The sequence below is a fragment of the Streptomyces sp. CB01635 genome, assembly GCF_002803065.1.
Lineage (GTDB): Bacteria > Actinomycetota > Actinomycetes > Streptomycetales > Streptomycetaceae > Streptomyces.
In genome coordinates this window covers 81,033-103,358 of the sequence record NZ_NNBL01000003.1, presented here as the reverse complement: position 1 = coordinate 103,358, position 22,326 = coordinate 81,033, and the positions used below count along the sequence as shown (strand labels likewise).

The window sequence follows — 22,326 nt, the reverse complement described above, 5'->3', positions numbered from 1 at the left end:
GTCGCACGGGCCGCGTTGAACCGCCCGAAGCCTCCAGGGAGAGGGGGGTCTACGTGCTTGTCGTCCATGGAGTGTTCGCGACCGCCGTCGTACGCGACAGAACGGGAGAGCCGGTGGTCCTGCTCTCCGGCGAACTCCCCGAGGCCCTCACCCCTGCCGCACTCGACGAGCTGCTGAACCTGGCCGCCGCGGTGCTCGACGCGGAGGAGCTGCGGCTGTTCCGAAGCTGCCTGTCCGCACTGCACTGCGGCGAGAAACTCGACGAACGCCGTATCGAGGTCAGCGGAGCCGTCCTGACCGTCTACCGAAGCTGATCCGGACACGGTCGCGGGGCCCCCGGGAGTTACTCCCGGGGGCCCCGCGTCGGGTGCGCCCCGCATCGGGCCCGATCAGACCGGATCAGAAGTCACGGTCACAGTTCCTGTAGTCGTCGTAGCCGCGGTAGTTGACGTGGCGGTGGCCCCTCCAGTCCTTGCGGTAGCCGCAGTTGTCGTCCCACCGGCTCCAGTAGTGGCCGCGGTGGTGCCGGTTGTACCGGTAGTCCCCGCACCAGCCGTTGTTGTGGAGAGCGGCCTTGTGCAGGAGCCGGTGGGTTTGGGCCGGGGCGGCCGTCGCGGTGGAGGCCATGGCCGTGCCCGTCAGGGGGATGGCGATCGCTGCGACGGTCAGGGCGGCCGTCGCGGTGGCGCGTGCCAGTTTTCTCACCGTGTTTCTCCTTGTTTCGATGAATTGCCGGATGGCGTGCCAGACATTACTCGGCAACGACTCTCCACTCGTTCATCCAACCGGCTATGGACGACTTACCGGACCACAGCCGATGTCGGGTTCCGCGGCGCCCAAAACATGCTCTGAGCTTTACTTACCGGGTATTTCCGGGTCTCGCTTCCGCGGGGTCCGGAAACACTCTTCAGGGTGAAGCAACTCCGGTATGTCGCAGCCGTGTTGCGAGCCTCCGTGAAATATCAAAAAAGCTTCTGGCCCGCCCCGGGTAATGCGTTGAAGAATTCCCTGCCGTTTCCATAAGCGGGGAGTTCTGCCCTGCGGAAACGGAAATCTGCCGCAGCGTATTCGCCCCGCGTTGTGCGCAGTCGGTTCAGTGCGGTCAGCTTCGGTAGACGGTCAGGACGGCTCCGCTGACCTCGATACGGCGTTCGTCGAGTTTCTCGCCGCAGTGCAGTGCGGACAGGCAGCTTCGGAACAGCCGCAGCTCCTCCGCGTCGAGCACCGCGGCGGCCAGGTTCAGCAGCTCGTCGAGTGCGGCAGGGGTGAGGGCCTCGGGGAGTTCGCCGGAGAGCAGGACCACCGGCTCTCCCGTTCTGTCGCGTACGACGGCGGTCGCGGACACTCCTTGGACGACAAGCACGTGCACCCCTCTCGCGGAGGTTTCGGGTGGTTCACCCGTCTTGGGGGTCGAGAGGATAGCCGTGGTGGAGCCGCACAACCTGGGCCGGATGGCCCCTAGTTGACCCAATCGGGTGGGAGTGCGACGCGTGTCGGGCGGAGTTCATATCCGGCTATTCGCGCCCTCACCTGCCGTTTCCCCCGATGGGCGATGTGTCCGGTGAGGGGCGATGTGCGTGAAGTGGTTGTCCGAGGTTCTTGGACGGTCTACTGTCCAATCTCGTCAGACAGATCGTCCGGCATGGATGGACGTCCGGGATCGGATGTGACCGTCCATGCCCATTCAGTAAAGGAACCACCATGCTCGGCATGCGTGAGCTGGACGCGGAGTCCGCAGAGCTGCTGCCCGGCCGCGAGGCCCTGGGCCGGCTGAAGTTCAGCTTCGTCAAGACGACCAACGTGACGCGGCACGTCGCCTACGTCCAGGCCCAGAACAACTCGCTCGCCGTGAACGCCTGCTCCCCCGAGGCCATCGCCCAGTCCGCGGGCACCCAGACCATCAACGTCCACCAGTAACCGACCCTTCATCCCGAAAGAGGTTTCACCATGAACAACGAACAGCTCAACGAAGAGTCCGCGGAACTGCTGCCCGGCCGTGAGGCCCTGGGCCGGCTGAAGTTCAGCTTCGTCAAGACGACCAACGTGACGCGGCACGTCGCCTACGTCGACGCCCACAACAACTCGCTGGCGGCGAACCTCAACTCCCCCGAGGCCATCGCCGCCTCCGAGGCCAACCAGACGATCAACATCAGCCAGTAACGGCACCCGACACGTGCGGACCGTGTTCGTGGCGACGCGGTCCGCACCGGGGAGGGAGGGCAGGACGATGGCCGACGGTCAGGGGGCCCATGACCCCGCTCCCATGGGGACGGCGGTCCGGGACGCAGACAAAACGTTTCCCGGGAACGTGTACGAGGAACCGCACTTCCCCGTCCCGCGACTCGGCGCAGGGCTTCAACGCCTGGGCGAGTACCAGGGATCCGGTTCCACGGAACGCAAGTATCTGGTCCGGCGGGAGGACGGACAGGTGGTCCAGCTCTCCCGGCTGCTCTATCTCGTGGTCGAAGCCATCGACGGCGTACGCGACACCGAGAGCATGTCCCACCGGGTCAGCGGCCGCTTCGGACGCGAGATCAGCGCCGACAACATCCACTACCTCGTGGAGCACAAGCTCGAACCGCTCGGTCTCACCGTCCCGTTCGAGCAGGCGGACGAGCAGGTCGCCACCGGTCCCCGGTCCGACCTCCTCCTGGTCCTCAAGGGCCACCGGGTGATCTTCCGCGAGCGACAGGTCGCGCGTATCGCCACGGCTCTGGCCTGGCTGCACCGGCCCTCCGTGGTGGCCCTGGTGCTGGCGGCGGTCACCGTGCTGGACGTCTGGCTGTTCGGCTACCACGGCGCAATGCAGCCGGTGCTCCAGGTGCTGGAGCAACCCGTCCTTATGCTGGCCGTCTTCGCGCTGATCGTAGCCTCGCTCGTGTTCCACGAGTTCGGTCACGCCTCGGCCTGCCGGTACGGGGGCGCGCGCCCCGGAAGCATCGGGTTCGGCCTCTTCCTGATCTGGCCCTCGATGTATACCGACGTCACCGACGTCTACCGCATCAACCGGGCCGGCCGGATCCGCACCGACCTGGGCGGGGTCTACTTCAACGTCGTCTTCGTACTAGGGCTGGCCGGCGCCTACCTCCTCACCGGCCAGCCCTTCTTCCTCGGCGCGGTCTACCTGGTGCACTTCGAGATCCTCGAACAACTGATGCCGGCGGTCCGGCTGGACGGCTACTACATCCTCGGTGACCTCGCAGGGATCCCCGACCTCTACGGCAAGATCAAACCCATCCTCCTGAGCATGCTGCCGGGCCGGCCGGTCACCCCGGAGGTGGCCGGTCTCAAGCGCTCCGCACGGGTCATCGTGACCATCTGGGTGCTGACCATGGTGCCGCTGATCATCGGCGAGCTCGGTTACGTCCTGTGGAACCTCCCGCGCCTGCTCGCCACCGGGCTGCGTTCGCTGGCCGAGCAGGCGACCGGAACCTGGTTCGCCTTCGCCGACGGGGAGATCGCGGCCGGACTCGTCGGCGTCGTCGGAGGGTTCATGATCCTGTGCCCTTTGGCCGGCGCAGGGTATCTCACCGTGCGTCTGACCGGGCGGCTCGTCCGGGCAACCCTCCGCGCCACCAAGGGAAACCTCCGGCTTCGCCTGGTCATCTGCGCCGGCGTACTGGCCGCGGGCACCGCGCTCGGCGCGGCATGGCTGGGCGGGATGACGCCCAAACCGCTGCCGCCACAGCCACCCATCGTCCCCATTCTCCAGCCCGGTGTGCCAACGCTCCGCGCGACGGCATCGCCGTCGGACTCGGACGAGGCGCCGCAGGACGACGCCCGGCCGGACTCGCCCCTCCTCACCGGCCCGTCGCCGGAGGCGAGCCTGCTCTCGCCGACGCCCGATGCCAGTCCGTCCGACGAGGCCGACACGGCGAGCGGTTCCCCGTCGGCCGAGGACGCGACCAAGACGGCCGCCCCGACACCCAAGAAGGCGACTTCGAGCCCGACCCCGAGCCGCAGGCAGAGTCCGGCACCGTCCGGTCCCAGCCCCTCGGCCGGTACGCCGAGCGTCTCGCCGTCGGCCCCGCCCTCGACAAGCCCCTCCCCGCCGCTGCCCACCGAGAGCTTCCCCGACCCCTTCACCTGGTGAATCCCGGGGCCCACAACCCCCCGATGAACAGCCGTGAACCCCGGCGAACCTCCCCGGCCCCGTGCCGCTCGTACACCCGCAAAAGGAGAACTTCAGTGAGCCACCGAAAGCCACGCACCAGCACAGTCGGCCGGACGGCCATGCGCCTGGGCATGCTGACCACCGTCTGCCTGACCGGCCTCGCCACCGTGACCCCAGCGGGTGCGGCGACCGGATCCCGCATCACCAGTGGCGTCGGCATCGCCGTGGACGAGGCACGGTCCCTGGCCAACCCCAGACACCGCATCGACCACGACGAGGAGTTCACGATCCATCAGCTCGGCACGGTCGTGGGCGCCGGCGTACGCAACCGGGCGATCGCCCGCTCCGTCGGCTGTTCGATCGACGCGCCCTGCCGGTCGATCGCGCTGTCCTTCCAAATCGTCACCACGAACGGGGCCGCGCGACTCAACGCCTCGAACACCAGCAAGGCAGTCAACGACCACTGCGAGGGCTGCGAGACCTTCGCCGGCGCCTACCAGTTCATCGTCTCGACCCCGTACCGGTTCACGCTGAGCTCGGCGACCAGAAACAAGCTCGGCGCGTACGAACGGCGGCTGGCCGCGCTGGAACGCAGTCGCGAGCCGATCGACGTCGTCAAGGGCCACGCCGACGCCCTGGCCGCCGAGATCGTGAGCCTTCTCCAGCACGGGGTGGCAGCCGCGCCGCACGGCAAGACCGTCGACCCACTGGGCCTGCGGCCCACCGTCACCCTCCGGCGTCACATCGACTAGCCCCCGGCGCTCCGGGCCCACGGAGCCCACCGCCTCCCCGGGCCCGGGCCTGCTCTCCCGGACCCGGGGGCCGACCTCCCCAGAGACAACGCCCATGCGACCCATGCGATACCCGCCCGAACTGCGCCGCAAGGCCCTGGACCTGCTCGCCGACGGCGAGCCCGTGAAGAAGGTCGCCGTCGCTCTCGGCCTCAGCGACCAGACGGTCTACCAGTGGCGGCGCCGGCACCTGCCGCACCTCAGCAGAGGAGGGCCCGAGCCGTCCACGGGGACAGACCTCAGGGCCGCACGCCGGCGTATCGCCCAACTGGAGTCCGAGCTCGCCGCCCTCCGGCGCGCGACCGAGCTGCTGCGCGATGTGGTGTCCCCAAAAGGCGATTCGAGGCAGTCCACGTGATGGCCGGCGAAGGGCTGCCCGTGCGGACCGCCACCCGGGCGCTCGGCGTGACCGAGTCCGGCTACTTCACCTGGCGCGCCCGCCGTCCCTCCGCCCGGTCAATCCGTCACACCTGGCTCACCGAACTCATCACCACCATCCACGCCGCCTCCGGCGCCACCCACGGATACCGGCGCATCCACAGCGAACTCACCCGGACCTACGGGATCGCCGTCAGCCACGGGACGGTGGAACTCCTCATGCGCCGGGCCGGTATCCAGGGGCGCACCGGTGACGGCACCCCTTCCTGAGAGGAACCGGAACATGACCCTGGAACACCCCACGCCCCCGCTGCCCATCTCCGCGCTGCTGCGCCCCCAGATGCGCATGGAGGGGGACCTGCCGGCCACTCAGGCGCACCAGGTGATGCTGCACTGTGCCCTGGACGCGGCCTGCATCACGGCACGGATGACCGACTACCACGCCGTCACCCGGATCGCCGAGCTCGACTACCAGACGGTGGCCGCGGTGATCAGATGGCTGCGGATCCTCCGGTGACGGGCGGAGAACGGCCCGACACCGCCCATCAGTCTCCGGAGCCGGAGTCTGTCGGGGTGTCAGGGTCGGGGGTGCTGCGCAGGAGGGACTCGACGAGTGCGGTGACGTGGCGGCGGTCGGCGTCGGACAGGCGCTGGACGCTGGCGATGAGGGTGGCGATCTCCGGGTCGGACGTGGTGTCGGCGGGGTCCTCGAAGTAGAGGTGGATACCGCAGGCTTCGGCGGCGGCCCTCCGTACCGAGTCCAGGGGCAGTTCCAGTCCCCGGGCCAGGCCTTCGAGGGTGGCTTGCTGCGGCATACGGGCCACCTGCGCGACGGTCGCCAGATGGTGAACGGTGGATCGCGGGATGCCGCCGCGCCGGGCCACGTCACCATAGGACCAGCCCTGCTGCTCCAGCCGGCTCTTCACCAATTCCTGCAGTGCGTTGGCCACGAGATCGATTCTTCCTGCTAGCGACAAGCTGACGCCGTTCGGGCGAGATCGAGTCTATGTCGGTGCGTGTGGGGACGATCACGCGGAGGAGGCTTCTCGGTGAACCGAGAAGCGATGCGAGCCGCTCCCAGGTAGCGCACCGGGTCGAGGCCGCGGACCAGGTGTGGGGCGCGGCTCCCTCTGTCCACGGTGAAAGGAATCAGTGACGCGGAGTCGGCCCGGATCGCGGCCACCAGCCCCACGCTTCCCTGCAGGACGTGTGACAGCGGGGCAGACCCTCACTGCCGGTCGCCGAACGGCTCGTCCAGATCGGCGCCCTCGACGAGGCCAAGAGCGCTGACGCGGCGGGACCTGCTGTCCAGGCGGACGGCTGCACCGGCATGTCGGATCCGCTCTACCGCCGACGGGCAACTCGCGCTCGGTGACGACCTGGTGAGCGCGGAGCCGAGCGGCCTGAAAGACCTGTACGGCGCCCGCGTGCGGGAAACGAGGCACCTGGACGTCTCCGAAATCGAGGTACAGCCCTCCCCCGCATCCGTGACCACACGCACGGACGGATCTCTGGTGTAGGCAGCGCATCGTCGCCTCAGGCCGCCGGACGGTCAGACAGAGGCGGGCAGCGGCTGTTCGGCCCAAATCGTCTTGCCGTCGGCTGTATAGCGGGTCCCCCAGCGTTGGGCCACCTGCGCGACCAGGAACAGTCCTCGACCTCCCTCCTCCGTGCCCGAAGCGCGTCGCATGTGCGGAGACGTACTGCTGGTGTCCGAGACCTCACAGATCAGCACGTGCTCGCGGATGAGCCGCAGGCTGATCGGGCCGGAGGCGTGCCTGATGGCGTTGGTGACGAGTTCACTGACGATCAGCTCGGTGGTGAAAGCGGCCGCTTGCATTCCCCAGACCCGAAGTTGGCTGACGGACTTCTCACGCGCCTCGTGGACGGCGGACGGCTCGGCGGACACCTCCCAAGCGGCAACGCAGTCAGAACTCAGGGCGCGGGTACGTGCGATGAGGAAGGCAACGTCGTCAGAGGGACGATCGGGCAGCAGGATTCTGACCATGGTGTCGCAGATCTCGTCCAACGGGCGGTCAGGGTGAGCAAGGGCGAAGCACAGGCGCTCGAATCCGACATCAACGTCGCGGTCGCTCGCTTCGATCAGCCCGTCGGTGTACAGCGCGATGATGCTTCCCTCCTCGACCGGGATCTCTGCCGACTCGAAGGGCAGGCCGCCCAGCCCCAGCGGCGGCCCGGCGGGAACGTCGGGGAACTCAACCGGCACGTCGAGGCGCGCGATCGCGGGGGTGGGATGTCCGGCGCGGGCCATGGTGACGGTGCGGGCGATCGGGTCGTAGATGGCATAGACACAGGTCGCGCCGATAACGACGGGCCCGTCGGATGTGGCTTCCGCCTCGTCGGAGAGACGCACCACGAGGTCGTCGACTTTGGTCAGCAGCTCATCCGGGGGCAGATCAAGGTCCGCGAGGGTCTGCACGGCCGCCCGGAGCCGTCCCATGCTGGCCGCGGCGTGGATGCCGTGCCCGACGACATCGCCCACCACGAGCGCCACTCGGGCACCCGAGAGCGGAATGACGTCGAACCAGTCACCGCCGACGCCCACTTCGGTGTCGGCCGGCAGATACCGGTAGGCGGCTTCGACGGCGCTGAGATCGGGCAGGTCCTGCGGCAGCAGGCTCCTCTGCAAGGTCAGCGCCGCCTGCTGCTGGCGTGTGTAACGCCTGGCGTTGTCGACGCACACGGCGGCCCGGCCCACCAAGTCTTCGACGAGGAGGAGGTCGTCCTCGTCGAACGGGCGGGGATTCCTCCAGCGCAGCAGGGTGACGACGCCCATATTGATGCCGCGTGCCCGCAGCGGTACCACCAGCTGCGTGTGCACGCCCAGCCCGATCAGCCTTGTCCAGCGCAGTGGGTCTTTCGCGAGCCAAGGCGTCGACGGGCGAACCACCTCGCGGATTGACTGTCCAGTGGCCAGGGAACGTCGTTGGGGCGACTCCTTGGGGTAATGGGGCGTCGCGCCGATCTCGACTCCCGCTTCGGGGCGATCTTCCTGGATCGAGAGGTGGGCCACACGGCACAAGGGGTCGGAGGACTCGGCGGATCTCGTTGTCAGGTCCATCGGCGTATGGACACTTTCGAACAGGTCAACCGCCACGAAGTCCGAGATGGAGGGCACCAGGATCTCGGCAAGTTCGTGCACCGTACGGTCCAGGTCGAGCGTGGTGCCCATGTGCTCACTGGCCGTGTTGAGCACCGTCAGCCGTTCGCGCGCCGGGTCCTGGCCCTCGAAGTCGAGGACAGCGTGACAGACCCCGAGCACGTTGCCGTCAGCACCGCTCAAGGGAAAGGAGGAGCGAAGCCTGACGTGACCGCCGTCTTCCCGGCCGGACACCCGGACCGGCGCTATGTTCTCCAGTGCCACCGGTGCCTGGCCTGACTTCAGTACCTGCTTGGCCTGGCGTGCAACGATCGGCGATGGCTCCGCACCGGCGGCCGGACTGGTGGCGGCACCGCACACCTCCTCGTCGAGGTGAGCCATCGCAAGGTTCACCCACTCGTACCGGAGGTCCGTGTCAAGCACGGCGACACCCAGCGGGGACTGCTGGAGCAGGCTCCACGCGACATCCTCATGCCACTCGTCCTCGCGCAGCGCAGCGGCGTCCCGCAGGGCGACGAGCCACTCACGATGGCCACCGAGCGCGTGAAGGCGGCAGGTACGAACCGCGAGTTCCACGGGACGCCCCTCACGGTGGAGCACTGCGACGGGGCTCTCCCAGCCGCTCTCCGCCCCTCGCAGCCATGACTGCACGGCAGGCACATCACCCTCGTCGAGGAGCAGGGTTGTCACGGAGTGCCCCAGCACGTCGGCCGCGGTGTACCCGAGGAGATCCTGAGCGGCCTGGTTCCAGCCCGCGATCACACCATGGCTGTCCACCATCAGCAAAGCTGCAGTTGCCATGTCGAATGGTTTGAGCGGATCTCCACCGCCCGCCTCACTGCTGAAGCCCATAGCGTCATCCCATCCACGGGCACGACCTACGCACACATTGTCGCATCGGGGGCCGGAGGATGCTGCGGCGGTGAAGCCGCAACCGACCTGATCACTGCTTCCGAGCGCGACTGGTACAGCGCAATCGCGTCCGCCTTGAACTCCGGCGGGTTGCGCTTCGTGACCACGAAACGGTGCATCAGTGAGCCCGTGGGCCGCGCTCACCAAACGTGCTCGACAACACCACGGAGTGTTACTGGAAGTGGCTCTTCACCATGGCGGAGGGCTGACGGCTGAGGAGCGGGCACCCTGGCCCCCAAGGGTCCCGGCGGTGCCCGCTGCAAGCTGGATGCGAGTCAACTGCGGGCGCTGGAGGCGGTGTTGGACGCCGGGTGCGGCCGCTGCCGGCCGGAGCGACCGGTGCTGGACTCTGACGAGGATCGTCGAGGTCGTGCACCGCCGGTTCAGGGTGGAGCACACCCTGGCCGGGATGCATCTGCTGCTGCACCGCATCGGCTGGTGCGCGCAGGTTCCCTCCGCAAGGGCGTCGGGTCCTGCCACAGGTGAGCCGCCACGACGGGTCACCGACCGAAGGATGACCGCCCCTTCCCCTTCCCCTTCCCCTTCTCTGCGTCTGCTGCCGCGAGCACCGAGTCAGCCAGCTCTGCAACGGACCGTCCGCCACCTGTGTCGATGCGATCCATACCCCATCTGTCGACGGCATCGATCATGAGTGCCTGGTCACGCTCCGTACGGGCCAGGAGCTCGCCCCTGGGGACTGCGCGATGGCCTGCTCGACGGAGTCGTGGAACGAGTAGACGTGACGCAGACCGCCGAGAGAGAAGACATGCAGGAGCCACTTGTCGGAGCAGGCAATCCGCAGCGACCCGTGACAGGACTTGATGCGTTTGGTGACAGCGACGATCATGCCGAGCCCCATGGAGTCCAGGAAGGGGGTACTGCACAGATCGAGAACGAAGTGACGGTGGCCCTCGGCGAGCCTCCGGACCACTGCGGCTTGCACGAAAGGAGCGAAGGCAATGTCGATCTCTTCGTTGGCTTCGACGACCGTCCAGCCGTTCGCCACGTGGCAATCGACTGACTCATGCGGCCCTGCGACGCCCTGATCACACACGTCCCTGCTCCTCTGCACCCTTGACCGGTTTGTCCGTTTAATCCATAAGACAGGTCATGGCCGCGAAGTCACAAGGTCCCGGTTTTCAGATGGTGAGCGAGAGTCTGCGAGACACCCGCTCCGCGGTGGCAATCAGCGTCGCCACAGCACCTTCGAGACGGTCGGTGCGGTTGGCGCGCAGGGAGATACCAAGCGCGCCAAGGGTGTCGCCTTGACGGATGGGCACTGCGACGCACGCGGTGCCCAGGGAGTACTCCTCAATATCGGTGATCGCAGACCCATGGGGCGCGGCGTCGAGACGCCGTAGCAGTTCGGCACGGTGAGTGATGGTGCGAGGGGTGAGATCATTCAGCGTGTGGCGGGAGAGGTAGTCGGCGCGGGCATCGCCGTCCAGCTCACGCAGAACGCACTTGCCGAGCGCCGTGGCGTGCCCTGCATCTTCGAAGCCGACCCACAGATCGACACGGGGCGCCTTCGGCCCGTCCACGATCTCCGCGACCCGGATCTCGCCGTCCTCGTAGAAGGTCAGATAGGCCGCGGCCGACAGGCCATCCCGCAGCTCCGTGAGCGTGGGACGCACCCTGCTGAGCGCCGCCTGATCGCGGCTTCCTCCATGCAGCGCACCCAGCCTCTCCCCCAGGACGAACGTGCTGTCGTCGAGTTTGCGCACGTAGCCGTCGTGCACCATCGTGCGCAGCAAATGGTAGGTCGTGGCCAAAGCCAGCCCGGTCTCGCGCGCCAGTTGCTTGGCCGGCACGCCACCTTCGTGCGCACCCACAGCCTCCATCAACCGGAAGGCTCGCTGCACCGAAGCAATGAGCGTGGGGCCTTCCTTACCACCCATGCCTCCACATTGCTCCTTGCGGACAAGTCGGGGCAAGTCCGGCGGGCAGAATGTTGCCCGCCTCGGCGGCCCGGACAGCACAGGGCATAGACGCGATTCAGCGGACGCAGCCACTCTTCGTGATCACGAATTTCGCAGCGGGTCGTCCGTGCGGTGCCGGCGTCCAACAGCACCACAAGCTCCTCCATCGCGGCATTTACAACATCCTCAGCAGTACCAGTGGAACCATCTCGTCTCCACGTTGCCGGCCAGTGACGTGCACTGGCCCTGCTATCGCCGACGCGGCGGTGGCCTCCTGGTCAGCGACAACCCGGATTGCCTCTCCGGCGTCGTGGGCACGCCGCCGCCAGGGATATCGGTCGGTTTCTTCGACCATGGTGCCGGGACAGGTTTCCATCACTTCCGATGGCTGACCGTGGCGCTCGGCAGCCGTCTAGCGGTGATCATCTCCCGTGACCCCCCAGGACGCCTCGCGCCTCTGTGTCGCAGAGCTCAATCGCTTCACCGGATTCCTCCGAGGATGCCCCGGCCTTTGGGGAGGGGAGGAATCGGACTCCTGCGGAGCAGGGCAGAAAGAGCCGCATCGCCGTCAGGGCGATCCGGCGTCCACCCTGCGTGATGATGAGGAACCCCACCGAGTACAAAGTCGCCCGCAAGCTGCTGTCCGTCCCCGGGGTGCTGTTGAGTCGCGACAGCACCAAGCCCGCCGAGTCACTTGTCCTCCGCCATCAGAATGCGGTGCTACGCCGACAGATCACCGGCCCGGTCCGTTACGAGCCCGCGCACCGGTTCTGGCCGGCCGCCCTCTCCAACCCGATACCCCATCACCACTGACGCGAGATCTTCCCGGTGCCTGGCACGCTGCTGGCCTGGCATCACAGGTTCATCGCGGCGAAGTGGGACCGCAGCGCCCGGCGCACCCGCACAGGACGTTCCGACACCGACTCAGCCGCGCGCGCCCTCCCGTACCGCCCGCGGCGAGAGGCCCAACTCGCGGCGGCACGCCTTGTTGAACGCCTGGAGGTCCGGGATGCCGACCGTCGTCGCGATCGCCGGGATCGCCATGGTCGAGGCCTCCAGCAGGTGCCGGGCCCGTTCCATGCGGCGCCGTCGGATGTGGCCGACGACCGTGCCCCCTGTGGCCTCGCGGAACAGTCGGGTCAGATGGGTGTGCGAGACACCGGCGGCACGGGCCACCTCCGGAACGGACAAGGAGCAGGCCAGCCGCTCCTCGACGTACGCCAAGGCCGCCCGCAGTGCCGGGTGCGGGGAACCCGTGGGGCTCTCGGCAGCGCCGCCACCCAGGCCGGTCACGCGCCACAGCACCGTCCACAGCTCCGCCGACGCCCGTACCGGACTCTGCGCGGTCGCCGCGACCGTCTGCCGCAGCAGCCCACTCAGCACGGCCGCCTCGGAACCGGCGTCCTGCATCACCGGCACCGGCCGCCGCTCCCCGTCGCCGGGCAGCCGGAAGTGCGCGTACAGGTGCTCGCAGCGGCGTGCGCCGTAGTGGAAGTGCACCTCCGCACCCGGCGGTACGAGACTCACATGGCCGGGGCGGATGGGATGCGAGGATCCACACAGCTCCAACTGGCCCGAATATCCGTACAGATGCAGCTGCCAGAGGTGCGGCAGCCGGAACACCTCGTGCGGGCCGGACGAACCATGCACGCCCACACCCGCGTTCACCTCGCGCGGGGGGCGGTCGAGGGCCGGCTCCACGGACGACGGCAGGACCATGGTGAGAAAATACCAGTCGCTGTCGATTACAACCCACGACTTCCCCACTGCCGCTGCCTACCGTTGCCGCATGTCAACCACACGGCAATTGCCGGGACTTCTGAGCTCGGTCCAGATGGCGCGGTTCGTCTCACACGGTTTCCTGCGGCTCGACGGAATCGTCCCCCAGGAGATGAACGACGAGGTGCCCGGCGTCTTCGACGGCCCACTGCCCCTGGTGCCGTTCGGTACCCCCGCACCCAAGGCGTTCCCCGAGGGGACGTTCGCCCGGCGCCTCATCGAACTCACGGCTGTCTCAGGGGCGTTGACGAGCCTGGTGGGGCCGGATCCGACCGTCGACCACCACTACGTCCACACCCGGGCACCCCACGAGGGCCGCGCCCAGCCGCTGCACGCCGACGCCATCATCGACGTACGGTCCGACGCGTTCGACGTGCAGCTCATGTACTACCCGCACGACGTCACCATCGAGATGGGCGGCACGCTCATCGTCCCGGGCAGCCACCTTCGCCGTACCAATGAATCCGACATCGGCCGCTACCAGAACCTGCGCGGCCAGACCCGGCTCAGCTGCCCGGCCGGCACCGTGATCCTGCTGCACCACGGCATCTGGCACGGCGGACGCCGCAACGACAGCGACCGCCTCCGGTACATGTACAAGATCCGCTTCAACCCGACCGTGCCACAGGTCCGCCTGTGGGACACGACGGACCTGGACAGCCCGGCCGTCCGCGAAGAACTGACCAGAGCCTTCCCGTGGTACGAGCCTGCCACCGGCCGCATAGAGACGTACGGTCGCATCAAGCTGTGGCGGACCATGACCGCCGACCCCGACTTCGACATCGACCACTGGGCCACGCGTATCGCGAACCGGCCCGCGCAGGGGAGCAACGCGTGACCACTCGCCACACCGACCACACCACGGAGAAGACCGTGCGGCAGCAGGTTCTCGTCCTGTACCTGGGCACCTCCGCCCTCGATTCCGAGGTCGTCGGCTGGGCCTGCTACGACGGGACCGGCCGCACCCACCCCACGACCGGCGACAGTGACGAGCCGCCGTACATGACAGGTGTCGCGGCGCTGGAAGACGGCTGGCGGCTGTTCCAGGCCGCGCAGCTCATCCCGGCTCCGCCCGGCTCCGAGTACGAAACCTCGTTCCTCAAGCACGAGTTCTTCTTCGAGAAGCTTGTCTGAACGCTCGGTGCCAGGACCGGCGCCCTCACCGTGTGGACTTCTTCCCCGGCCCCTGCCGCGGTACCGATCCCCGCCCCTTCCTCACCGTCACCTCATCGTCGGTGCGCCGTGGAACGAGGAGCAAAGCCACCATGGACAGGACACAGCACCCCAGGATGTAGACGCTGATGCCGACGCTCGAGTCGGTGTCCTCCAGGATCGCCACGGCGATCAGCGGTGCGGGTCCGCCCGCGATGACCGAGGCGAGCTGGTAGCCCAGACCCGCGCCGCTGTAGCGGACGTTGGTGCCGAAGCCCTCGGCGATGAGCGCGGCCTGGGGACCGTACTGCATGTCGTGGAAGACCAGGGACAAGGCGATGGCGAGGAGGACGAGTCCCGGTGTCCTGGTGTTGAGCAGCGCGAAGTACGGGAAGGCGAAGGCTCCGACGCAGACGATGCCGATGCCGTACACGAGGCGGCGTCCGAAGCGGTCGGAGAGATGGCCGAAGACCGGGATGGTGATGAGCCCGATGGCGGCCGCGATGAGGGTGTCGTCGAGCAGGTCACCCCGGGCCAGCCCGAGGTTCTCCGTTCCGTAGGTCAGGACGAAGGTGATGAAGAGATAGAACGGTGCCTGCTCGGAGAGGCGGACGAACGCGGCGGTGATCACCTCTCGCCACCGGTGGTGCAGGACGTCCCACAGCGGGATACGGACGACGGCCTCCTCGCGCTTCACCTCCCGGAAGTCGGGGCTCTCCAGGACCCTCAGCCGTACGTACAGGCCGATGGCGACGAGCACGGCGCTGGCCAGGAAGGGGATACGCCAGCCCCAGCTGTCGAAGTCGTCACCGGAGGCGGCGCTCAGCCACTTGACCATGCCGGTCGAGGTGAGCAGTCCCAGCGGCACGCCCATCTGGGGCCAACTGGCCATCAGGCCACGGCGTTTCTTCGGCCCCCACTCCATGGCCAGGAGCACCGAGCCGCCCCATTCGCCGCCGACGCCGATGCCCTGGCAGACGCGCAGGACGACGAGCAGGATCGGCGCGGCGAACCCGATCGACGCGTAGCTGGGCAGGCAGCCGATGAGGACGGTGCTGATGCCCATCAGGAGCAGGGTGATGACGAGCGTGGACTTGCGCCCGACCCGGTCGCCGAAGTGGCCGAAGACCGCCGCGCCGATGGGGCGGGCGGCGAAGCCGACGAACTGTGTGGCGAAGGAGGCCAGGACGCCCATGTACTCGGACTGACCGGGAAAGAAGAGGTGCGGGAAGACCAGAGCCGCGGCCGTGCCGTAGAGGAAGAAGTCGTACCACTCGATGGCGGTGCCGACCGTGCTGGCGACCACCGCGCGGTTGCGGTGCGTGCGCGCGGTGGACGGTTCCGGCTCTGCGGTGTGCGTCTTCACGGCGACTCCCCTGCCCTTGTGTCGGTCGAGCCACGGCGCGCAGGAACGAAATCCTCCGCGAGAGTGCTCTCATGTCGGGGCCATGTCAAGAACTCAAATTCTTGCCCTCCGCTACCAGATCACTGTGCTGGAGCGCCAACTCGGCAAGAAGCCGGTCCGGTTCACACCGAGTGATCGAGCGTTCCTCGCTGCGCTGCTGCACCGGCCGCCGTCGGATGTCCGGCGGAGAGTGCGGCTGCTGGTGCGACCTTGAACACGCCAACATCGAGGGTCTGTTGGGATTCGGTCAGGGGCCATCGGACGTGCTTCGGGGACGGCCGGTCATGCTGCCCTCGCCTTCTTATCCCTGCCCGGGTGAAGGAGTTCGCCGCAGTCATGGCAGCGGACGCGTCAGACGCAGGTGCGGCAGGGGCGCGAGCGCCGGCCCGACGGCACGGTCGGGTCGCTACGCCAGGCGATTGTCGCTCCCCACGGTGACCACTCATTGGTCGACCAGCAGAGCAACACCCCGCGATTACTCCCCTGCTCAAGGAATCCTGCGATGCACAGTGCACGGACTTTACGTGTTTATCGGAACAATCGGTGGAACAGTAGTAGATTCCGCTGACGGCGGCATCGCTCCTGCGGGCCTCTTGCGGCAACCCGACTCTTCATCACCAACAGCCCAGCGAAAGGCCGCCCATGAAGCGAACGTTCACGTCCATAACCGCACTGGTCGTCACCGCGCTGTCGCTGACAACGGCGCAAGCCGCGGTCAAGAAGGCCAAGCCCCCGCTCAGTTGCGAGTCCCGGCCGTTCACCTCCAGCCCGGGCCCGCGCTTCAATGACCCGGAGGACCCGGCAGCCCAGATGAAGATCATGGGCCCGATCATCGAATCGATCAACAGCGCCAGCTGCGGGCAGACCATACGCGTCGCCATGTACTCGATCAGCAACGCACAGCCGGGCCCGGACTTCGCCAACGCCCTGATCGCCGCGCACCAGCGCGGCGTCATCGTCAAGGCGCTGATGGACTCTCACAGCGACAATGCGATCTGGCAGTCGATGGTCACCGAGTTGGGCAACGACCCGCGAGCCTCCAGCTTCGCCGCGCTGTGCCCGGGCGGCTGCCTGACCCACTACGCCGGCTCCTCCCTGCACGCGAAGTACTACATGCTCAGCGGCGGGAGCGACGCGAACAGAACGGTGACCGTCAGCAGCGCCAACCCCACCGCCGCCCAGGCCAGCACGGCGTGGAACAGCAGCGCCACCGTCAAGGGCAACGTCGACCTGTACAACTCCTACGTCAGCTACTTCACCGCCATGGCCAAGGGGGCGCTCAACGGCCCGGGCCCGCTGGCGCCCGACTACTACAGCTCCACCAGCGCCACGGCCGCCAGGAAACTGTCCCCGCCCTCCTATCAGTGGCCCAAGGCGCGCGCCAAGAGCGATACCTGGGTCGACTTCCTGGGCAACATCAAGGCGCCGGCCACGATCAACATCGCCATGTTCCAGTGGACCTCTCACGGGGAGCCGGGCGACCGGAACTATCTGGAGCTGCCGAAGAAGCTGGTGAGCCTGGCAGGAACCGGCGTCAAGATCCACATCCTTATCACCGCCGGCCAGGTCGATGGCAGCGTGCAGAACTACCTGAAGAACCGGCCGAATATCGACGTGCACGACACCACCCGCGGCACCGACGCGAACGGCAACGCCCTGCATTACACGCACAACAAGTACATGATGGTCAGCGGCAATTACGCGGGGGCCGCCAACTCCAAGCTCGTGTTCGTCGGTTCTTCGAACTGGACGAGCAACGGCGTCTGGCACAACGACGAGACGGACCTGAAGCTGACCGGCGGCTCCAACTACGACACGTTCATGACGGACTGGCAAAGCCAGTACGACCGCTGCTGCGGGACCGCGGAGCGGCAGTCGATCGCCGAGAAGCGCGCCGAGAATACGGCACGAGAGATTCCGATCGATCCGAGGCAGGTCCAGGAATAGGCGTTCTCGGCCCGAACAGCGCCAGTGAGCTCCAACTTGGGCGGTCTGGCGGGTAGTTGGGGTGAGTGGCGTCCGGACGTGAAGATGCTCCTGGTAGACGAGGTCGCGACCAAGATCGCCTGTCCACCAGGAGCTTCCGCGTGCCTGTCTGCCCAGCCGGCGTCGATCGTGAGGGGCTCAAGAAGTCATCGCTGCTGGTGAGGTAGGTGCGGATCAATGGTCTGCGACGCTGCGGCAACGATCGTTTCGCTCGTGTAGTGCGCCGTTCGGGGACTCCTGTCACTGCCGGCGCTGCTGCTCCGGCGAGAGGCGTCGTGGAGGCCGAGGCGCTGATCCTGTGGCATGAGAACGCATTGCTGCGAAGGCAGTTGACCTTGCCCCTGCGCTACGAGCCGGCGGACCGGTTCTGGCCCTCCGCTCTGCCCTCGTTGATACCCCCGCAGCGCTGGGCCCGCGTCTTTCCCGCGCCTGCCCCGGGAACCGTTCTGGCCTGGCATCGCCGAATCATCACCCGGAAGTGAGACTCCAGCGCGCGCCGGTCGGCCGGCCTCGTCGGTGGCGTTGAAGAAGCTGGTCCTGCGCCTGGCCGACGAGAATCCTCGGTGGGGGCACCGGCGCATCCAAGGCGAGATGGCGCGGCTGGGGCACTCGGTGGCATCCGGCACGGTGTGGAACATTCTGCACGCGGCCGGGATCGACCCGGCACCAAGACGGCAGCGGCCGAGCTGGAGGAAATTTCTCACCGCTCAGGCCGACGGTGTCGTCGCGGCAGACTTCTTCCACCTCGACACCGCGCTCGGCCAACGCCTTTACGCCATGGCCTTCCTGGAAACCCGGAACCCGGAACCCGCCGATTGCACATCACGCCCACAACCGCGCATCCCACCGGACAGTGGGCAGTCCAGCAGGCCCGCGAGGCCACCAGGGCACTGGCCGAACACGGCGAACAGGTCCGGTACCTGCTCCGCGACCGGGGCGCGAAGTACACCGCCTCCCTTGATGCCGTCTTCACCGCCGAGGACGTCGACATCCTCCTCAGCGCCCCACGCGCACCCAAGATGAACCTGGTGGCCCAGCGGATCGCGCCGGCGGCGCTCAAGTAGCCATGGCAAGCGGCACAGGCGAGGTGAGCGCCTCCAGCCGCTTGATCTTCCTGCGGACGACATACAGCGGGATCACCCCGAAGACCCCGAAGGACATGTCGATGACCGACCACCAGAAGGGGATACCTCGGAGCGGTCCGCAGATCAGGGCTAGCGGGATGATGCCGGCGCAAGCGATCATCGCGAACTCGACGACCCAGATGTTGCGGACCGGGTCGCGGTAGGGCCCGTAGAAGGCGACGGCGATCACGAGGTGCGCGAACGCCAGCCAGTCCGTGCCGTACAGCAGGAAGGGGTACTCCTCGTCAGCGACGTCGATCCCCTGCCGTACGTGCTCGATCCAGTCCATGAGCGCGGGCAGGTGCTCCGGCACGGACAAGGACCTCAACAGATCCTCGGTCCAGTGCAGTTCGTGCACGAGAGGGAAGGCCGTCGCCCCGCTCAGCACGAGGCAGACGACGAAGAGGACCAGCCACGCACGGATGCCCTTGAGAAGGGCGAGTCTGTCACCACTGTCGCTCATGGCAGGAGCGTACGCCCTACTTGAACGTGTTCAAAACTCCCCCTCGTGCGACCAGGGTCGATCGTTGGCATCAGGCAACGTTCGGACCCGCGCTGATGCCAACTGGCGCCGTATCAGGCAACGTTTGCCCTGTGGTGATGTGACGCACCGCTCGGGTGCTGGCGCAGCAGTGCGTCGCCATGAGTCGGTCCGGGTGGCAGAACGTGTGCGGGTTCGTGAAATCGATGACTATGTAGGCCGGAGGTTGCTCCAAAGCCCGGCACCTGGATCGGCGTTCCGGACTCCGCACACTTGTCGATCTCGCGGGTCAGCCTTCGGAGGGACGCGGTGCGCGCAGGTGCGCCCGTTCCTTCAGCTCCTCCTCGTCGACCAGCCTGAGCATCGGCTGACCCGGCGCGCACACCATGGTCACCACGAACTTGGTCGATGCGTCCGACAGGGCGTTGCCGTCCTGGTAGTGGATCACGTCACCGCCTGGCTCCCAGAACGTCCCACCGGCCTCGACCACACGTTCCGGCTCACCCTCGAGCTCGAACCGGACCGCGCCCTCCATCACGTAGCCGAACGACGGGCCCGAGTGGCGATGCGGAGGGAGCCCGGGGTGACCGGGAGGCCACTCGACGAGGATGGTCATTCCCGAACCACCTTCGGGAAAGAAGGGCGGAGTGACTTCCTGCAGCAACTTGACTTCGGGCGGCAAGGAGACCTCGTGGGCGCTCCCGTGCTCTGGGTTCTTCGCTGACATGTACCACACCTCCATAAGCCTGCCCGGAATGGACGATCTTGCGTCGGCCACCGCATTCCGGACCGGTGTACCGACCCACTCGTTCGGCGGTGACCAAGTTCGCCGGTTCCCGGCTCACAGGACTCGCTTCGCGATGAGGACGGGCCACAGCCCGCATCCGTGACAGGTCGTGTGCCTTCTGCCTCGCCCAATCGGTCCCGACACCACCCTGCCTCCCGTCGGCGGCCGCCACAATCCGGGAGCCAGCGGCATCGAGACCGCACCGCGCCATGTCATCGGCGGGCATCCAGCGCCGTATCAGGCAGCGTCCGCCCTGTTGTGATGTGACGCGCCGCGCGGGCGCTGGCGCACACGGTGCGTCACCATGGCTCTGTCCGGGTGGCAGAACGTGTGCGGGTTCGTGAGATCGATGACGATGAAGGCCGAGGTTGCTGCGGATCATCCGCAGAGGCACCGGCTCGGTCGTGACGTGGCGGCGGGCCCAGACGGTGCTGCTGTCAGCACAGGGCATGGCGATGGCGGAGATCGCCGAGGTGACGTTCACCAGCGCGGACCGGGTCCGCGATGTGATTCACGACTTCAACACCGACGGCTTCGGGTCGCTCTACCCCAGCTACAAGGGCGGTCGCCCGAGGACTTTTACGCTGCCCGAGCGGCGCGAGATCAAGAAGATCGCCAAGTCCAAGCCGGCCGGGCACGGCCTGCCGTCCTCGATCTGGAGCCTGGCCAAGCCGGCCGACTTCCTGGCCGCTGAGGGGGGCGACGACATCAGCCACGAGGGCCTGCGCATCCTGCTCCGCGAGGAGGGCGTCTCCTTTCAACGCGTGAAGACCTGGAAGGCTTCGCGCCACCCCGACTACGCCACAAAGAAGGCCCGTATCGAGCACCTCTACGCGATCGCCGACGGCGAGGTCATACCCGAAGACGGTGAGCCGTGCTCCGCGATTTCAAACGGCACCACATCGGGCATCAGCCACGACAGGCCTTGCATCAAGCCCCCCGCTCCGCCCACTGCCCGAACCGAAGACCGAGCCAGGACAGCTCACGCACCTGGAGATCCGCCGACCAGACCGACTCGACGGAACCCTTCACGAGTACCAACCTGCAGCCTGAGCTGGGCGAATGAGTAATCCGCACCCGCAATGTGGGAGTGGACCAGCGACTCGGCCAGGCCTTCCCAGTAGAAGAACCGGGGCGTCAACTACGCGCAGGGCGGCAAGCAATGCGACGAGTTCCCCTTCTCCGCCACGTATGAGGGCGTGGCCCAGGCGCTGACGAAGTACGACCCGCAGCACAAGGCCCCGAAGAACAACTTCTCCGCACGGCCGATCCCGAAGGAGGACAACGGCGCCGGCGGGCGCAGCATCGCGGACTTCTACCGCCTCAACCGCATCATCGACGGCCCCAACGACGGCTACATCATCAAGGTTTCCTGACGCCACCACGCCCCCGGTCCCCGCCCCAGCGGGGACCGGAAGGTGTCACGCAGGCCAGAACTGCAGCAGGTAGCGCTCGGCGTGGACCGGGACCTCCTGCTCGGCCAGTTCACGGACCCGCTCGCGACCGCTCACATACACCCGTACATGCCAGCGCCGACCCACCTCACCGAGCTCAATCGCGCCCTCGCAGGGCCCACCGTAGGTCCACACCCCGACCTGGCCGGACGGGACATCCATGCCCGCCTCGCCCTGGGCCTCCCACACCCCGCCGTCCACAGGCGGCTGGTCTTCCCACACCTCCACCGACAAGGCCGGGGTGTGGGTGTGGCCGCCGCTTTGCAGATAGACCCGCTGGCCGCATGCGGCAACGAACGGGGCGCCATCCTCCGGCTCGTCCCGTTCGCTCGTGTCGTCCGCATCCTCCAGCCACAACGCGTAGAAGTCGACGTCCGCATCCATCTGCTGCCTGCTGACCAGACCCATCGGGCGGGCACACCCCTTCCTCGCTGCCTGTGACCCTACCGATCAGCCCAGCCCCGGCCGGCCCGAAGACCGGGCCTCCCTGGCCGCACTGCTGAGTCCGCTACCTGGGTCGGTGCTTCGCCGGCTGCGGCTGCTCGTGCGGCCGGAAACGGGTCCTGTGCCGGCACCGCGACCTGATCAAGAGGGCGCCACGCACAGGCCCTCCTGGGCCCTCCCAGTGCGCCCGGCGGACCAGGCGTAGGCGTGTCCCGCGTCGAGCGCGGCCGGATGGTCGGGCCCGAAGTATTCGGTCACGGACGGCAACAGGTCGCTCAACTCGACGTATGCCGACTCGGACGACACCGGTGGACCATCGAACGCACCATGCCTGGCTCGCCGGCTGCTGCCGCCTCCACCGCCGCTACGAACGCAAGCCGACCACTTCCTGGCCCTCACCAGGATCGCCTGCACCCTCATCTGCTACCGCAGACCCACCCGAATGAGATGACTCCTAACCTGACAACACCCGCCGCGGG

The 22,326-nt window shown here is 67.4% G+C and carries 25 protein-coding genes and 5 pseudogenes; 18 read left to right on the top strand and 12 right to left on the bottom strand.

The window, feature by feature from the left end:
- Positions 1 to 53: 53 nt before the first annotated feature.
- Positions 54 to 314 carry a hypothetical protein gene (locus CG723_RS08680; RefSeq protein WP_100592710.1) on the top strand — a complete coding sequence of 87 codons (261 nt, stop codon included), beginning with the start codon at positions 54 to 56 and terminating at the stop codon, positions 312 to 314.
- A gap of 85 nt (positions 315 to 399) precedes the next feature.
- Here CG723_RS08680 and CG723_RS46130 read toward each other — a convergent pair whose 3' ends face one another.
- Complete coding sequence (locus CG723_RS46130) at positions 400 to 705, bottom strand: hypothetical protein (protein ID WP_159032410.1); 306 nt, start codon at positions 703 to 705, stop codon at positions 400 to 402.
- Positions 706 to 1,102: 397 nt separating this feature from the next.
- Positions 1,103 to 1,363 (bottom strand): hypothetical protein, encoded by a 261-nt coding sequence (locus CG723_RS08670; RefSeq protein ID WP_100593756.1) that lies wholly within the window; start codon positions 1,361 to 1,363, stop codon positions 1,103 to 1,105.
- 338 nt (positions 1,364 to 1,701) lie between these two features.
- Between CG723_RS08670 and CG723_RS08665 the strand changes: the two genes are divergently transcribed.
- The 7 genes from CG723_RS08665 to CG723_RS08635 all read left to right on the top strand — a co-directional run bounded on the left by CG723_RS08665 (position 1,702) and on the right by CG723_RS08635 (position 5,800).
- On the top strand, positions 1,702 to 1,917 hold the full coding sequence (locus tag CG723_RS08665; RefSeq protein WP_199841700.1) for a hypothetical protein: 216 nt from the start codon (positions 1,702 to 1,704) through the stop codon (positions 1,915 to 1,917).
- A 30-nt stretch (positions 1,918 to 1,947) separates the two neighbouring features.
- Entirely contained in the window at positions 1,948 to 2,160 is a 213-nt protein-coding gene (locus tag CG723_RS08660) for a hypothetical protein (RefSeq protein ID WP_100592708.1), read from the top strand.
- Between the two features lie 67 nt (positions 2,161 to 2,227).
- A complete protein-coding gene (locus CG723_RS08655; protein WP_234374209.1) occupies positions 2,228 to 4,093 on the top strand; it encodes a hypothetical protein in 1,866 nt (621 codons plus the stop codon).
- A 95-nt stretch (positions 4,094 to 4,188) separates the two neighbouring features.
- Complete coding sequence (locus tag CG723_RS08650; RefSeq protein ID WP_100592707.1) at positions 4,189 to 4,866, top strand: hypothetical protein; 678 nt, start codon at positions 4,189 to 4,191, stop codon at positions 4,864 to 4,866.
- Positions 4,867 to 4,960: 94 nt separating this feature from the next.
- On the top strand, positions 4,961 to 5,263 hold the full coding sequence (locus CG723_RS08645) for a transposase (protein WP_234374208.1): 303 nt from the start codon (positions 4,961 to 4,963) through the stop codon (positions 5,261 to 5,263).
- 20 nt (positions 5,264 to 5,283) lie between these two features.
- Positions 5,284 to 5,553 (top strand): IS3 family transposase, encoded by a 270-nt coding sequence (locus tag CG723_RS08640; RefSeq protein ID WP_159032409.1) that lies wholly within the window; start codon positions 5,284 to 5,286, stop codon positions 5,551 to 5,553.
- Positions 5,554 to 5,566: 13 nt separating this feature from the next.
- Positions 5,567 to 5,800 (top strand): hypothetical protein, encoded by a 234-nt coding sequence (locus CG723_RS08635; RefSeq protein WP_100592704.1) that lies wholly within the window; start codon positions 5,567 to 5,569, stop codon positions 5,798 to 5,800.
- Between the two features lie 28 nt (positions 5,801 to 5,828).
- On the opposite strand, the gene CG723_RS08630 is transcribed toward CG723_RS08635, so the two are convergent.
- On the bottom strand, positions 5,829 to 6,233 hold the full coding sequence (locus CG723_RS08630; protein WP_100592703.1) for a helix-turn-helix domain-containing protein: 405 nt from the start codon (positions 6,231 to 6,233) through the stop codon (positions 5,829 to 5,831).
- Between the two features lie 602 nt (positions 6,234 to 6,835).
- On the bottom strand, positions 6,836 to 9,256 hold the full coding sequence (locus tag CG723_RS08625; RefSeq protein ID WP_199841699.1) for a SpoIIE family protein phosphatase: 2,421 nt from the start codon (positions 9,254 to 9,256) through the stop codon (positions 6,836 to 6,838).
- Between the two features lie 288 nt (positions 9,257 to 9,544).
- Between CG723_RS08625 and CG723_RS49145 the strand changes: the two are divergent.
- A pseudogene (locus CG723_RS49145) lies at positions 9,545 to 9,785 on the top strand (helix-turn-helix domain-containing protein); the annotation flags it as partial.
- A gap of 177 nt (positions 9,786 to 9,962) precedes the next feature.
- Here the strand turns inward: CG723_RS49145 and CG723_RS08615 are convergent.
- Together CG723_RS08615 and CG723_RS08610 are read right to left on the bottom strand one after the other, a co-directional pair.
- A complete protein-coding gene (locus CG723_RS08615) occupies positions 9,963 to 10,322 on the bottom strand; it encodes an STAS domain-containing protein (RefSeq protein ID WP_234374207.1) in 360 nt (119 codons plus the stop codon).
- A gap of 133 nt (positions 10,323 to 10,455) precedes the next feature.
- Positions 10,456 to 11,214, bottom strand: coding sequence for an IclR family transcriptional regulator (locus tag CG723_RS08610; RefSeq protein ID WP_100592699.1), 759 nt, complete (start codon positions 11,212 to 11,214; stop codon positions 10,456 to 10,458).
- Positions 11,215 to 11,835: 621 nt separating this feature from the next.
- On the opposite strand from CG723_RS08610, the gene CG723_RS48885 reads away from it, so the two are divergent.
- Positions 11,836 to 12,048, top strand: coding sequence for a hypothetical protein (locus tag CG723_RS48885; protein ID WP_324902802.1), 213 nt, complete (start codon positions 11,836 to 11,838; stop codon positions 12,046 to 12,048).
- Between the two features lie 111 nt (positions 12,049 to 12,159).
- Here CG723_RS48885 and CG723_RS08600 read toward each other — a convergent pair whose 3' ends face one another.
- The gene (locus CG723_RS08600) at positions 12,160 to 12,954 is read right to left on the bottom strand and encodes an AraC family transcriptional regulator (protein WP_100592698.1); all 795 of its coding nucleotides are present in this window, start codon (positions 12,952 to 12,954) and stop codon (positions 12,160 to 12,162) included.
- A gap of 70 nt (positions 12,955 to 13,024) precedes the next feature.
- Here CG723_RS08600 and CG723_RS08595 point away from each other — a divergent pair, with 70 nt between their 5' ends.
- Positions 13,025 to 13,852, top strand: coding sequence for a phytanoyl-CoA dioxygenase family protein (locus CG723_RS08595; protein WP_100592697.1), 828 nt, complete (start codon positions 13,025 to 13,027; stop codon positions 13,850 to 13,852).
- A gap of 35 nt (positions 13,853 to 13,887) precedes the next feature.
- Positions 13,888 to 14,148, top strand: a complete 261-nt coding sequence (locus tag CG723_RS08590) for a hypothetical protein (RefSeq protein WP_199841750.1) — start codon at positions 13,888 to 13,890, stop codon at positions 14,146 to 14,148.
- A 25-nt stretch (positions 14,149 to 14,173) separates the two neighbouring features.
- On the opposite strand, the gene CG723_RS08585 is transcribed toward CG723_RS08590, so the two are convergent.
- Positions 14,174 to 15,532 (bottom strand): MFS transporter, encoded by a 1,359-nt coding sequence (locus CG723_RS08585; RefSeq protein WP_199841698.1) that lies wholly within the window; start codon positions 15,530 to 15,532, stop codon positions 14,174 to 14,176.
- A gap of 681 nt (positions 15,533 to 16,213) precedes the next feature.
- Here CG723_RS08585 and CG723_RS08580 point away from each other — a divergent pair.
- The 3 genes and pseudogenes from CG723_RS08580 (at position 16,214) to CG723_RS47405 (ending at position 18,621) form a co-directional block, all read left to right on the top strand.
- Positions 16,214 to 17,518, top strand: a complete 1,305-nt coding sequence (locus tag CG723_RS08580) for a phospholipase D-like domain-containing protein (RefSeq protein WP_100592695.1) — start codon at positions 16,214 to 16,216, stop codon at positions 17,516 to 17,518.
- Between the two features lie 555 nt (positions 17,519 to 18,073).
- Positions 18,074 to 18,178: pseudogene (locus CG723_RS49140) on the top strand (helix-turn-helix domain-containing protein); the annotation flags it as partial.
- Positions 18,179 to 18,372: 194 nt separating this feature from the next.
- Positions 18,373 to 18,621 (top strand): hypothetical protein, encoded by a 249-nt coding sequence (locus CG723_RS47405; protein WP_100592694.1) that lies wholly within the window; start codon positions 18,373 to 18,375, stop codon positions 18,619 to 18,621.
- On the opposite strand, the gene CG723_RS08565 is transcribed toward CG723_RS47405, so the two are convergent.
- Both CG723_RS08565 and CG723_RS08560 read right to left on the bottom strand, forming a co-directional pair.
- The gene (locus tag CG723_RS08565) at positions 18,614 to 19,144 is read right to left on the bottom strand and encodes a hypothetical protein (protein WP_100592693.1); all 531 of its coding nucleotides are present in this window, start codon (positions 19,142 to 19,144) and stop codon (positions 18,614 to 18,616) included. The genes CG723_RS47405 and CG723_RS08565 overlap by 8 nt on opposite strands.
- A 307-nt stretch (positions 19,145 to 19,451) precedes the next feature.
- Positions 19,452 to 19,889 carry a cupin domain-containing protein gene (locus CG723_RS08560; protein ID WP_100592692.1) on the bottom strand — a complete coding sequence of 146 codons (438 nt, stop codon included), beginning with the start codon at positions 19,887 to 19,889 and terminating at the stop codon, positions 19,452 to 19,454.
- 378 nt (positions 19,890 to 20,267) lie between these two features.
- On the opposite strand from CG723_RS08560, the pseudogene CG723_RS08555 reads away from it, so the two are divergent.
- A pseudogene (locus CG723_RS08555) lies at positions 20,268 to 20,824 on the top strand (helix-turn-helix domain-containing protein); the annotation flags it as partial.
- A gap of 276 nt (positions 20,825 to 21,100) precedes the next feature.
- Positions 21,101 to 21,325, top strand: a pseudogene (locus CG723_RS08550) (NucA/NucB deoxyribonuclease domain-containing protein); the annotation flags it as partial.
- Between the two features lie 45 nt (positions 21,326 to 21,370).
- On the opposite strand, the gene CG723_RS08545 reads toward CG723_RS08550, so the two are convergent.
- Positions 21,371 to 21,811 carry a hypothetical protein gene (locus CG723_RS08545; protein ID WP_100592690.1) on the bottom strand — a complete coding sequence of 147 codons (441 nt, stop codon included), beginning with the start codon at positions 21,809 to 21,811 and terminating at the stop codon, positions 21,371 to 21,373.
- Between the two features lie 177 nt (positions 21,812 to 21,988).
- Complete coding sequence (locus CG723_RS46855; protein ID WP_199841777.1) at positions 21,989 to 22,153, bottom strand: hypothetical protein; 165 nt, start codon at positions 22,151 to 22,153, stop codon at positions 21,989 to 21,991.
- Here CG723_RS46855 and CG723_RS08540 point away from each other — a divergent pair.
- Positions 22,142 to 22,298 (top strand): annotated as a pseudogene (locus tag CG723_RS08540) (IS5/IS1182 family transposase); the annotation flags it as partial. The gene CG723_RS46855 and the pseudogene CG723_RS08540 overlap by 12 nt on opposite strands.
- Positions 22,299 to 22,326: the final 28 nt, after the last annotated feature.